Annotated in this window: 12 protein-coding genes; 10 read left to right on the plus strand and 2 right to left on the minus strand. The window is 31.6% G+C overall.

Annotated elements, in window-relative coordinates; all coding sequences use genetic code 11:
• Positions 1-118: 118 nt before the first annotated feature.
• The 8 genes from DW1_RS06680 to DW1_RS06715 all read left to right on the plus strand — a co-directional run bounded on the left by DW1_RS06680 (position 119) and on the right by DW1_RS06715 (position 8,421).
• Complete coding sequence (locus DW1_RS06680; RefSeq protein ID WP_074349841.1) at positions 119-2,116, plus strand: S9 family peptidase; 1,998 nt, start codon at positions 119-121, stop codon at positions 2,114-2,116.
• A 99-nt stretch (positions 2,117-2,215) separates the two neighbouring features.
• The gene (locus DW1_RS06685) at positions 2,216-3,913 is read left to right on the plus strand and encodes a M3 family oligoendopeptidase (RefSeq protein WP_200800482.1); all 1,698 of its coding nucleotides are present in this window, start codon (positions 2,216-2,218) and stop codon (positions 3,911-3,913) included.
• 121 nt (positions 3,914-4,034) lie between these two features.
• Complete coding sequence (locus tag DW1_RS06690; protein WP_074349842.1) at positions 4,035-4,574, plus strand: sigma-70 family RNA polymerase sigma factor; 540 nt, start codon at positions 4,035-4,037, stop codon at positions 4,572-4,574.
• Positions 4,567-4,875, plus strand: a complete 309-nt coding sequence (locus DW1_RS06695) for a DUF5345 family protein (RefSeq protein ID WP_074349843.1) — start codon at positions 4,567-4,569, stop codon at positions 4,873-4,875. Before DW1_RS06690 ends, DW1_RS06695 begins: the two co-directional genes overlap by 8 nt.
• Complete coding sequence (locus DW1_RS06700) at positions 4,872-5,111, plus strand: hypothetical protein (RefSeq protein ID WP_074349844.1); 240 nt, start codon at positions 4,872-4,874, stop codon at positions 5,109-5,111. Before DW1_RS06695 ends, DW1_RS06700 begins: the two co-directional genes overlap by 4 nt.
• A 1-nt stretch (position 5,112) precedes the next feature.
• Positions 5,113-5,826, plus strand: a complete 714-nt coding sequence (locus DW1_RS06705; RefSeq protein ID WP_074349845.1) for an ABC transporter ATP-binding protein — start codon at positions 5,113-5,115, stop codon at positions 5,824-5,826.
• Positions 5,819-7,417 (plus strand): ABC transporter permease, encoded by a 1,599-nt coding sequence (locus DW1_RS06710; RefSeq protein WP_074349846.1) that lies wholly within the window; start codon positions 5,819-5,821, stop codon positions 7,415-7,417. The genes DW1_RS06705 and DW1_RS06710 overlap by 8 nt, the downstream gene beginning before the upstream one ends.
• An 86-nt stretch (positions 7,418-7,503) precedes the next feature.
• Positions 7,504-8,421, plus strand: a complete 918-nt coding sequence (locus DW1_RS06715; protein ID WP_083605568.1) for a DMT family transporter — start codon at positions 7,504-7,506, stop codon at positions 8,419-8,421.
• A 147-nt stretch (positions 8,422-8,568) separates the two neighbouring features.
• On the opposite strand, the gene DW1_RS06720 is transcribed toward DW1_RS06715, so the two are convergent.
• Positions 8,569-9,180, minus strand: coding sequence for a DNA-3-methyladenine glycosylase (locus tag DW1_RS06720; RefSeq protein WP_074349847.1), 612 nt, complete (start codon positions 9,178-9,180; stop codon positions 8,569-8,571).
• Between the two features lie 219 nt (positions 9,181-9,399).
• Here DW1_RS06720 and DW1_RS06725 point away from each other — a divergent pair, with 219 nt between their 5' ends.
• Entirely contained in the window at positions 9,400-9,897 is a 498-nt protein-coding gene (locus tag DW1_RS06725; protein ID WP_074349848.1) for a GAF domain-containing protein, read from the plus strand.
• A gap of 185 nt (positions 9,898-10,082) precedes the next feature.
• Here DW1_RS06725 and DW1_RS06730 read toward each other — a convergent pair whose 3' ends face one another.
• Positions 10,083-11,693, minus strand: coding sequence for a DEAD/DEAH box helicase (locus DW1_RS06730; RefSeq protein WP_074349849.1), 1,611 nt, complete (start codon positions 11,691-11,693; stop codon positions 10,083-10,085).
• Between the two features lie 273 nt (positions 11,694-11,966).
• On the opposite strand from DW1_RS06730, the gene mnmA reads away from it, so the two are divergent.
• Positions 11,967-13,055 (plus strand): tRNA 2-thiouridine(34) synthase MnmA, encoded by a 1,089-nt coding sequence (gene mnmA, locus DW1_RS06735; RefSeq protein WP_074349850.1) that lies wholly within the window; start codon positions 11,967-11,969, stop codon positions 13,053-13,055.
• Positions 13,056-13,070: the final 15 nt, after the last annotated feature.

A 13,070-nucleotide genomic window follows, 5' to 3' on the forward strand; every position in this document is an offset into this window, starting at 1 on the left:
GGAATTGAATAAGTATAATTAAGTACAACTATGTTAAATTTTATAAATACTTTTTCTAATCTTCCAAAAATCATATATAATATATTTAGAGTCTCAAAATAATTTAGGGGGTGTTTTTATGGAAAATTTAAGACTCGATGATTTTACTAAGTATAAATTTTTATCTGGGATTAAAGCTTCACCTAATGGACAAAATATTGGATTTGTCCTTCATCAAATGGATGTAGATGAAAACAAGTACCTTTCCAATATCTATATTCATGATCTAAAAGAAGAAAAAACCTTTAAGCTAACTTCTTTAGATGAAGAGAGAGCTTTTGCATGGAAGGATGACAGTACCCTCCTATTTCCTGCAATACGTAATAAAAAGGACAAAGCTAGAAAAGAAAAAGGAGAGCAATTAACTTCATATTATGAAATTAGCCTTAAGGGTGGAGAAGCAAATAAGGCTTTTGAAATTCCTCTTAATGTTACAAGCTTAGAAATATTAGACGAGGACAAATTATTGCTTACAGCTGTATATGATCATAACTATCCTAAGCTAGACGGTTTGACTAGTGAAGAAAGAGAAGATGAATTGAAGAAAATAAAGGAGAACGAGGATTATGAAGTACTAGATGAGATTCCTTTTTGGTTAAATGGACAAGGCTTTATAAATAAGAAAAGAAATAGGCTGTATATCTATAATATAAAAGAAAATAAAGCTACCGCTATAACTGATGAATACACAGATGTAAACAGCTATAAGCTAAACAAAGAAAAAACTAAGGTCATTGTAATTGGAACTACATATGCAGATAAAATGGAATTAGAATCAGATATTTATATTTATAATATAGCTGAAAACAATTTAAAAAATATTTCTATGGAAAAGCCATTTAGATATTCGTATGGAAATTTTTTAGAGGATAAAATAGTATTTACAGGACATGCTGGGGAACACTATGGTGTCAATGAAAATCCACACTTTTATAAAATGGACTTAGATGGCTCAAATGTTGAAAGAATTTCTAAAGACTTTGATTATAGCATTCGAAATTCAGTGGGGTCTGACTGTAGATATGGTAGCAGTCAATCTATGAAGGTAGATGGTGAGCATTTATACTTTGTAACGACTGAATGGGATAGTTCATTTATAAATAGAATAGATTTAAATGGAAATATAGAGAAATTATCTGCTGAAAAAGGTTCGATTGATGGCTTTGATGTATTAGATGGTAAAATACATTTTATAGGCTTAAGAGGTCTTAAATTACAAGAATTATATTGCTTAGATGGAAAACAAGAGACACAGCTAACCCATTTTAATGCTTGGGTATTGGAAGAAAGAAAAGTATCAAAGCCTGAAAGGTTGACATTTACAGTTGGTGATAACATAACTATTGAAGGATGGGTTCTAAAACCTGTAGATTATAGGGAAGAGGAAAAATATCCTGCTATATTAGATATTCATGGTGGACCGAAAACTGCTTATGGTGAAGTTTTTTATCATGAAATGCAGTATTGGGCTAATGAGGGATATGTAGTATTTTTCTGTAATCCAAGAGGTAGTGATGGTAGGGGCAATGAATTTGCAGATATTCGTGGAAAATATGGCACTATAGACTATGACGATATAATGAAGTTTACTGATCTGGTATTAGAGAAATATCCTTGTATAGATGAAAAGAGAATAGGGGTAACTGGTGGCTCCTATGGGGGCTTTATGACAAACTGGATAATAGGTCATACAAATAGATTTAAGGCAGCAGCATCTCAAAGAAGTATATCCAACTGGATTTCGAAGTTTGCTACAACTGATATAGGATATTATTTTGTAGAAGACCAAAATGCAGCTACTCCTTGGTCTGATTATGAAAAATTATGGTTTCATTCTCCAATGAAGTATGCAGGTAGGGTTACTACACCAACATTATTTATACATTCTGAAGAGGACTATCGTTGTTGGCTAACAGAAGGTATTCAAATGTTTACAGCACTGAAATATCATGGAGTTGAATCTAGACTTTGTATGTTTAGAGGGGAAAATCATGAGTTAAGTAGATCAGGTAAGCCAAAGCATAGAATTAGGAGATTAGAGGAAATTACAAATTGGTTTAACAAATATTTAAAATGATAGTCATAGGATAGTTTTTTTCTCCATATTGTGGTAGTGTTATATTAGGTTACTGTATATATAACTAATTAGATTAATTATTTTTGGGGGAGGTACTTTATGATTAAATTCAAGGATTATGAATACGTTAGACCTGATCTGGACAAAATTGCAGAGCAATTTGAAGGTCTATTGTCAAGGTTTGAAAATGCAGAAACATTTGATGAGCAAAATCAAATAATGACAGAGATTAATAAGATTCGTTCTAATGTTGATACTATGGGAAATCTAGTTTACATTAGACATTCTATTAACACTGAGGATGAGTTTTATGCCAAGGAACAGGATTTTTTAGATGAAAATATGCCAAAGTATCAAAATATAATATCCAAATATTATAAGGCATTAGTTAAGTCAAAGTTTAGAGAAGACCTAGAAAGAGTTTGGGGTAAGCAATTATTTACATTGGCAGAGTTGCAACTAAAAACATTCTCAGAGGAAATTATGGAGGATTTAGTTAAAGAAAACAAGTTAGTTACTGAATATGACAAGCTCATAGCTTCAGCGAAAATAGATTTTGAAGGTGAAGAAAGAAATCTTAGTCAAATGGCTCCATTCATCCAATCAAAAGATAGAGTTATGAGAAAAAGAGCTTATGAAGCTTATACTAATTTCTTTAAAGAAAATGAATCAAAATTTGATGAGATTTATGATAATTTAGTTAAAGTAAGAACTGCCATGGCAAGAAAACTAGGTTTTGAAAATTATGTAGCTATGGGATATGCTCGTATGTCTAGATCAGATTATGATGCTAGTATGGTAGCCAACTATAGAAAGCAGGTTTATGAAGATTTAGTACCAGTAGTAGTAGAATTAAAGGATAGACAAAGAAAAAGACTTGGACTTAACGAGCTTAAATACTATGATGAATCATTAGAATACACTACTGGTAATGCTACACCTAAGGGAGAACCTGAGTGGATATTAGAAAATGGTAAGAAAATGTACAAAGAATTGTCAAAGGAAACAGATGAGTTCTTTACATTTATGGTAGAGAGAGAATTATTGGACTTAGTGAGCAAAAAAGGAAAAATGAGTGGGGGATATTGTACATATATTTCTGATTACAAATCACCATTTATATTTTCTAATTTTAATGGAACCAGTGGAGATGTGGATGTACTTACCCATGAAGCAGGTCACGCATTTCAAGTATATTTGAGTAGAGATTATGAGGTTCCTGAATACGGGTTCCCAACATATGAAGCGTGTGAAATTCATTCTATGAGTATGGAATTTATCACATGGCCATGGATGGAACTATTCTTTAAAGAAGAAGTTGATAAATATAAATTTAGCCATTTAAGTGGAGCAGTTAACTTTATACCTTATGGAGTTACTGTAGATGAGTTCCAACATTTTGTTTATGAGAATCCAGAAGCAACACCAGAGGAGAGAAAGGCTAAATGGAGAGAAATAGAGAAGAAGTATCTACCATTTAGAGACTATGAGGATAATGATTTCTTCAATAGAGGTGGTTATTGGTTTAGACAAGGTCACATATTTGCATCTCCATTCTATTATATTGACTATACATTGGCTCAAGTTTGTGCATTCCAGTTCTGGATTAAAATAAATCTAGACAGAGATAAAGCTTGGGAAGACTATATCAGACTATGTAAAGCAGGAGGAAGTAAGTCATTCCTAGAATTAGTAGAGCTAGCAAACCTAGAAAATCCATTTGTAGATGGTACAATCAAGAAGGTAGTTGGACCTATAAAAGAATGGCTAGATAATATAGACGATAGTAATTTCTAATTAAAATTGACTGCAATGTGTGTTGCAGTCAATTTTTTTTCGTTTTTTTGAATTTAAAAGTGAACAAAACAAAAACTTAATGCGTATAACATATGAAGATAAAATTTAAGGAGGGATACAGTTGGATGAAAGGACAATTGAATTAGTAAAAGCAGCTCAGGAAGGCAATAGATATGAACTAGCACAGCTACTGCATGAAAGCTATACAACTGTATATAAGTACCTGCTTAAATTAACGCTAAACGAACATGAGGCACAGGATATTACTCAAGATGCTATGGTGAAAGCTATTGAAAAAATTAATTCCTATAACTACGAGCAATCTTCATTTTCTACATGGTTGATTACAATAGCAAGAAATACTTTCATCGATAGCACTAGAAAGAGGAAGCGCTTTGAGAAATATAAGGCTGAAAGTAAGATAGAAAGCCATTATAAAGCACAACTTTTATCCTTAGACGATTATTTGCAAAATGATGAATTAATATCATATATAAGAAGACTTTCTCCTAAGCTGAAGGCTCCCATAATTTTAAAATATGGATATGATTTTTCCTATAAGGAAATTGCAAGGTATTTAAGGATACCTATAGGAACAGTAAAGTCAAGGATTTCTAACGGAATAAAAGCTATGAGAAAGGAGTTGAAATCTTATGAATAACACTTCCATAGAAAATCAAATAAAGAAAGCAATTGAAAACATTGATTCTACGCATATAAAAGAACCCGAACTAATGTATTTTGTTAATTTAGTTTCAGATGAACAACTGAAAATTGAAAAGAAACAAAATAAGCAATTATCAATTTTTGGTGCACTAGGAGTAGGTATCATTACACTATTATTTTGCTTATACAATTTTTTCTTTTCAGCTTTTATCGTAATGCAGGTCCTATCAATAATAGCTCCTATAATAATATTTATTATAATGAAGCTATTAGCAAGGGAGGCTAAGCTACAATGATAAAACCTGATTTTCCAAACAATTTACCTACTTGGCTATTGGTTATCATTATATGTTTAATAGCTGTGTTATTATTTACACAGGCCTTATGGCTTTTCAGAAGTGCTCAAAAACGTGGTATTTTCCCTTGGCTTTGGGGGCTTTGGGGATTAATTCATTTTCCTATGCCACTAGTTTTCTTTTACTTTTTGGTAATTAGAAAGGACAAATTAAGAAATAAAGAAAGGAAGATGTAAGATGCTAAGAATAGAAAGCCTCTCGAAAACCTATAAAGGTGGAAAGAAAGCAGTAGATAAACTTAGTTTGAGAATTCATAAAGGTGATATTTATGGATTTATAGGTCATAATGGTGCTGGAAAGACTACTACAATTAAATGTATTACTGGAATACTGGACTTTGATGAAGGTGAAATATTCATTGATGGAAAATCTATAAAAGACGATCCAATAGGCTGTAAAAGGCTTATAGCATATATTCCAGATAATCCTGACCTATACGATAACATGACGGGAATACAATATTTAAATTTTATATCAGATATATTTGGCATTTCTAAAGAATCTAGAGAAAGAAATATAGAAAAGTTTTCAGATGCTTTTGAGCTTACAAAAAACCTTGGTGATTTGATATCATCATATTCACATGGAATGAAGCAAAAGCTTGCAGTTATTTCTGCTTTAATACATGAGCCAAAGCTACTTATTTTAGATGAGCCTTTTGTAGGATTAGATCCGAAAGCCTCTCATACCTTAAAGGAATTCATGAAGGAAATGTGCCAAAGAGGGAGTGCTATATTCTTTTCTACTCATGTGTTAGAAGTAGCTGAAAAGCTTTGTAATAAAATTGCTATTATTAAAGCTGGAAAGATTATTGCTAGTGGAGAGACAGAAAAAGTTAAGGGTGATAGTTCTCTTGAACAATTGTTCTTAGAGGTGACTGATAATGAATAATGTTAAGCTGCTTCTTAAAGCAAACATCATTAATTCTTTTGGGGCAAATAAGTTCCTGAAGGAATCTTCAAAATCTGAAAAAATGAAAATGATATTATTGGCAGTAGTGATCTTGTGGGCAATTATAGCAGTTTTTGGTTCAGCTTTTGCTTACTTCAATATGATTTCAGATGTTCTAGTACAGTTTAATGCTCTATCTATGCTTTTAGTTATTTCATTTATTAATATAAGTGTAGTATCCTTGTTCATGAGCATTTATAAAGCATCAGGATATTTATTTTCATTTAAGGATTTTGATTTGCTGATGTCCTTACCGGTAAAAACATCTGAGGTACTTATATGCAAGTTACTTTTACTATATATTGCAAACTTTATGATAACTATTGTTATGGGACTGCCTTCACTAATAGTGTATGGTATTAGATCTTCAAGCGGAGTGACATACTATATATTTGCAATAATCGCAATGTTTTTTATTTCTCTTTTTCCCATGATTATTGGAGCAGTATTTTCGTTTATAGTAGGTAAAATTTCCTCACGATTTAAGTCAACAAATTTAGCAATGATAATAGGCTCATTTGCTTTAATACTTTTGATAATGATAGGCTCTAATTTTATAGGAAATGTAACTCCAGAATTTATTCAGGATATTACCGGTTTGATGGATATAATATCAAATGCATATTTTCCTATTAAGCTTTATGTAAATGCATTAGTAAGTATAGATATTGTATCCTTAACAGGATTTATATTAACTGCAATAGTACCTTTTTTAGCACTAGTTTATATATTTTCTAAGAGTTTTAAATCTATTAATTCAAAAATGAATGAAAGCTTTAAAGCATCTAATTATAAAATGGAATCATTAAGAGTATCATCGCCCTTAAAATCATTATTTAAAAAAGAACTTAGTTTCTATTTTTCTTCTCATGTGTATGTTTTAAATACTGCAATGGGTATGGTAATGATGACTATATTAACTATAGGAATAGCCATATTTGGAGGAGATAAAGTAGCTCAGTTTTTAGAGTTGCCTATGATGGGAGAATTTATAGTTCCTGTAATTATGGCAATTGTATCTATGTGTGTTTGTTTAAATTGTACAACTTCTTCATCTATATCACTTGAAGGTAGGAACTTTTGGATAGTGAAGTCTTTGCCAATTGACCCTATTGAAATTATAAAAAGCAAAATATTAGTTAATCTGACTATAATTATTCCAATTTTAATAATCAATACTTTAATTTTAGCTGTCTCACTAAGGATAATATTGATACAATACTTGTTATTTTTGGCTATCACAGTTTTATACGCTTTTTTAATTTCAATGATAGGTATAATAGTAAACTTACACTTGCCAAAGCTTGAATGGAAATCTCATGTAGAGATTGTAAAGCAAAGTGCTAGTTCAATGATTTCTATGCTGGCAGGGGCTATCTCTGTAGTTATCCCAATATTCCTATATATTAGTCTTAAGCCTGAAAACTTCAATGTTTTCTCTGTATTAGTAGTTCTAGGATTACTGATTACAAATATAATTTTATGGATAATTATAAAAACTAAAGGTGTAAAAATATTGAACCTACTCTAATCTGAGTAGGTCTTAATTTTATTGATTTTATTAATTTAATTTTATATAATAGGACGGTGATAGATGTAACAAAAGGAGAGATTTGATTGAGAGAAAAGAAAGAAGCATTTTTTACAAGGACTTATATAGTAACGATATTAGGACTATTTAGCTGTTTTTTATGGGGAAGTGCCTTTCCTTCTGTAAAAATAGGATATGAGCTTTTTTCTGTTGATGCTTCTAATAGCTATGAAAAAATAGTCTTTGCAGGGTTTAGGTTTTTTATATCTTCAATGATGATATTCATATTCTGTTTAGTAACGAAACGACCTTTAAGAATCAACAAAGAAGATATTCCCAAAGTTGGTTTTTTAGGCATTATGCAAACTACAATACAGTATATATTTTTCTATATTGGACTTTCCAACACTAGTGGAACAAAAGGCTCTATTCTTTCTGCAACTACTACATTTTTTAGTGTGCTATTAGCTCATTTTTTCTATAAGGAAGATAAACTGAGCGTCAAAAGGATTAGTGGAGTCATATTAGGATTTTTAGGAGTCACGATTGTTAACTTAGGTGGTAGTGGATTTCAGGGTGGTTTTAATCTTACAGGAGATGGATTTATTATAATCTCTAGTTTAGTAGGTGCTTTAGCAGGTATATATACTAAAAAAGTGGCAAAGAACATATCTCCCTTTGCAGTATCAGGATATCAATTGTTTATAGGATCTATATTTTTAATAATTGTAGGCATTCTTGGTGGTGGAGAAAATATAGATTTTACATTAAAAGGTATGATGCTACTTCTATATCTTGGTTTTATATCAGCGGCAGCATTTTCACTATGGACTATTCTGCTAAAGTACAATAGTGTAGGAAGAATTTCAATCTATAAGTTTTCTGTGCCGTTATTTGGTGTATTACTTTCATATATTTTCTTAGGAGAAAGACTACTAGGGATTAATATAGTATTAGGAATTGTGCTTGTCTCATCAGGAATAATAATGATAAACAAAGAATAATAAGTTGTTTTATATAAGAAGGGAATAAATTTTACGAAAAATAAAACTTATTCCCTTTTTTACATTTTCTAGTCAATTATGTAGAAAGCAAATAAGGATTGACTAATGGAATAGGGGTTAATATAATACCCATACTAGTTGGTTTTGTTAAGGCTTACTAACAAACTTATTATCTTTAATATAGAACCTCCAAGGAAAATCCTTTGCTTCCTCAGCATAATCTATTCCTATCCTTGTAGTTTCTACTATATGAAACTTTTCCTCTACTCCAGTACATATATATAGTCGGTCTTTAGTCAAATCTTCACCATTCATTTCCCTTGTAATTCCAAAGGCATTACAGAGCTTTCCAGGACCATTTGTAAGACCTATTATCTGTGTCTTTTTTAACTGGTCAAGAGGCTTCTTAAATCTATTTAATGACATTACTTCTAAACCTTTAACAGGTTCCAATGCTCTTATAAGAACTGCTTGGGCTATATCCTTTTCTGCTGCTACTACATTAAAGCAGTTGTACATTCCGTATATCATATATACATACGCATGCCCTTCTTCTCCATACATGGTTTCTACTCTGGGAGTTCTTTTTCCATTATAGGTATGGGATCCCTTATCATTAAATCCCATATATGCTTCAGTCTCAACTATTTTTCCTACTAATTGTTCCTTATAATTGTGAAATACTAGGTATTTACCTAATAGATCTTTTGCAAGAACTAAAGCAGTTTTTCTATAAAAGCTTCTTTCTAGTTTTTCCATAGATTCATTCCTTTCTAGACTATTTTAGTATGTATTAGGTTGCTTATAAAGCTATTATTTGTGGTTTCATATACAAAATATTAGTCAATATTATGTACTTAGTGATATAATTGAAATCAGTAGCTATTTAATACATTAAGATATTTAGTTTTATTATAGTTTGACTTAGTTTTTATAATAGTATTATAATACATAAATCGAATAAATGGGGAGAGTTTTATGATTAAACTAGAGGGAATTGAAAAAATGAACGACAAACAAAAACTGGAATATTTACTTTTATGTTTAGAAGGACAGTTAAGTTCTGAAAGTGATCCTTTGGCAAATGTTTCTAATGCCTCAGCATTGATATATGCAATTATAGATAGACTTAACTGGGCTGGTTTCTACTTCATGAGAGGAGAAGAACTAGTTTTGGGACCTTTCCAAGGGCTACCAGCTTGTAACAGAATAAAGCTAAATACAGGAGTGTGTGGTGCAGCAGCAACCACTAGGAAAATTCAGCTAGTACCTAATGTACATGATTTCCCGGGACATATAGCATGTGATTCTGCATCCAATTCAGAGCTTGTAGTACCAATTATAAAAAATAACAAAGTATATGGTGTACTTGACTTAGATAGCCCAGAGTTTGAAAGGTTTACAGAGCTTGAAGTAAAATATTTTGAGAGATTTGTTGAAAAATTAAATCAATATATTGATTGGGATAGGATATAAAATATCTGTTGTTTTAAAGGAAAAGAAGAATATTTTTGAGACACTTTAATTCCTTTCATGAAAGTTTCTGTACAGTTTTGTATAGTCGAAAAACCCAATGTTGTAAACAACAACATTGGGTTTTTCGCTAAGGCTTAAGATGATGGCTAAAAAGCCCTTTTCTGTAAGCCCATATTTTAAACCATTTACTTTCTATTGGCCTTCTCTATACTAATTTTCTTACCTTTTATTCTAAATCCTTTTGTTGACAACACTTCTTTGACATATTCTAAAGGTATATCCACAAAAGAAAACTTATCAAATATATCTATGGCACCAATTTTCTTTCCTGGCAGGCTAGTCTTTGAAGCAATGGCTTCTACAATATGTCTAGGTTGAATTCTATCTCTACTTCCCATATTGATAAATAGCCTTGCCATACCTTTTTCGGCACCAGTTTCTTTAAAATCCAGTTCATCAATATCAGAAAACTCGCTCTTGCCATTGTCAGTTATTATTGATTTCAATAATGCTGCTGCTACATCTATTGTTGTTACATAATTCTCCTGAATACCTACGTGTAGCTCCTCAAGTATTTTTTCAACATAGATTACATATTTGGAAAGATTATTTTTTTCTAAGCTAGTTTTAATGTCTTTTATTACATTATTAACCTTACTTTCCTCTATATCAGATAGAGAGGGAGGACTCATAAGTGTAATTTTAGATTTTGTGTATCTTTGAATGTCCTTAAGCCTATAAAATTCTCTACCCGATACAAATGTAAAGGCTCTTCCTGTTCTTCCCGCTCTACCAGTTCTACCTATTCTATGAACATAATATTCTTCATCATTTGGAATGTCGTAATTGAAAACAGCTTCAACATCATCTACATCAATTCCACGTGCAGCCACATCAGTAGCTACTAATATTTCAATTGCTCCATTCCTAAATCTAGACATTACCCTATCACGTTGTGACTGCTTCATATCTCCATGGAGAGCCTCTGCCATATAGCCACTTGATTGAAGCCCAGAGGTGAGTTCATCGACACGCTTTTTAGTATTACAGAACACAAGTGCTAACTTGATTCCTTCTTTGTCAATAATTCTTGAAAGAACTTCTAATTTTGCTGACTCTCTAACTTCTAGATAATATTGTTCAATTCTAGGGACCGTAAGCTCCTTATGAATTGCTTTGACTAGAACAGCATTCCTTAGATACTTAGAAGTCAAGTCCATAATTTCCTTAGACATAGTAGCAGAAAATAGAACTGTTTGTCTATTGGTGGGTACTTTTTCTAAGATCTCATCTATGTCTTCCCTAAAGCCCATATTTAGCATTTCATCTGCTTCATCTAATACCACCAGTTTTAGCTCAGATAATTTAATAGTCCTTCTTCTCATATGGTCCATCAATCTTCCAGGAGTTCCTATAATTATCTGAGGTCGTTTTTTAAGTGCAGCGATCTGACGCTCAATTGGCTGACCACCGTATACAGGAAGAATTCTAATTCCTTTTTTGTATTTAGATACATTTTTTAGTTCCTCTGAAATTTGTATAGCAAGCTCTCTTGTCGGAGACAAGATTAGAGCCTGTATACTTTCATTTCTAGGGTCCACCATTTCTATTGCCGGTATACCAAAAGCACATGTTTTTCCAGTACCAGTTTGTGCCTGTCCTATTATATCCTTTCCATCCATTATATAAGGTATGGATTGAGATTGGATTGGAGTTGCTTCCTCAAAGCCCATTTCAGCAACTGCTTTTTCTATCTCCAAAGATAGATTTAATTCATTAAATGTTAAATTTTTCATAATACCTTTTCCTTCTCTATATATTTTTTATAGTAGTATAAACAAAAATTATATTAAATTATGTAAGTATTCATTATTTTATCAAATTTCCTGTTTAAACCATTCTAATTATAAGGGATTTTATATGTAATAGCAACTAAAATTATTAGATTTAGAATTATTACATTTATATTTTTACCCATAAAGATTTCATATATGCAGAATATATGTATGATATAATATAGTTAGTTAAATTAGAATATTTTGATCTTATAAATATTGAAAGGTGGTCCAATGGAGATAAGTAAGCAAAAAGTAGCAGTAGGCTTAAGTGGTGGAGTAGACAGTACAGTAGCAGCCTATTTGCTAAAAAAACAAGGATATGAAGTTATTGGAACAACTATGCTTCTTTTTGATGCTTATGATGAGGAAGGGAGAGCTATAGAACCACAATTTATTAAAGATGCTAGAGCCATAGCTAAGGTTCTAGATATTCCTCATTATATAATTGATTTAAGACAAGAATTTGATACTATGGTAAAGAAGGAATTTATTAATGAATATATTGCTGGAAAAACTCCTAATCCTTGTGTTACCTGTAATAAAAGGATTAAGTATGGGAAATTTATCGAAGCAGCTAATGAACTAGGGGCTTACTATATAGCAACAGGTCATTATGCAAATATAGTATATGATGAAGTCTTGAAAAGGTATCGCATATATTCTGGTCAAGCGGGAAGAAAAGACCAAGCATACGTACTTCATTCACTTACTCAGGAACAGCTAAAGCACGTAATATTACCCATCGGTGTATTTAAGTCAAAGAGTGAAGTAAGGAAGCTAGCAAATAGTATAGATGCAAATATTGCCAAGAAATCGGACAGCATGGGAGTATGCTTTATACCAGATGGTGATTATGGAAAACATATAAAAAATGAAAGACCTGAGATGGTAAAGAAGGGATACTTTGTAGATAAACATGGGAATATTATAGGTGAGCATAAAGGAATAGTCCACTATACAATAGGACAAAGAAGAGGTTTAGGTCAGTATTTTAATAAGCCAATGTTTGTAGTAGATATAGATCCAGAGAATAATGCAGTTGTTCTCGGAGATGATGAAGATACTTATTCTAAAGGGTTAGTTGGGAAGGATGCAAATTTTACTCTATTCGATGAATTAGAAGGAACCATAGAAGCTGAGGCAAAGGTCTGCCAATGGGGTTGGCTTTTACCAGCTACTATTACAGGTTTAGGAAATGGTAGAATAAATGTGACTTTTCATAAGAAAGAAAGAGCAATTGCTCCAGGTCAATCTGTAGTATTTTACAAGGGAAATGAAATCATTGGTGGAGCTAGGATAGAGTCGGTAATAAGAGACTAATGAATTGTTAGTTAA

The organism is Proteiniborus sp. DW1, assembly GCF_900095305.1.
Lineage (GTDB): Bacteria > Bacillota > Clostridia > Tissierellales > Proteiniboraceae > Proteiniborus.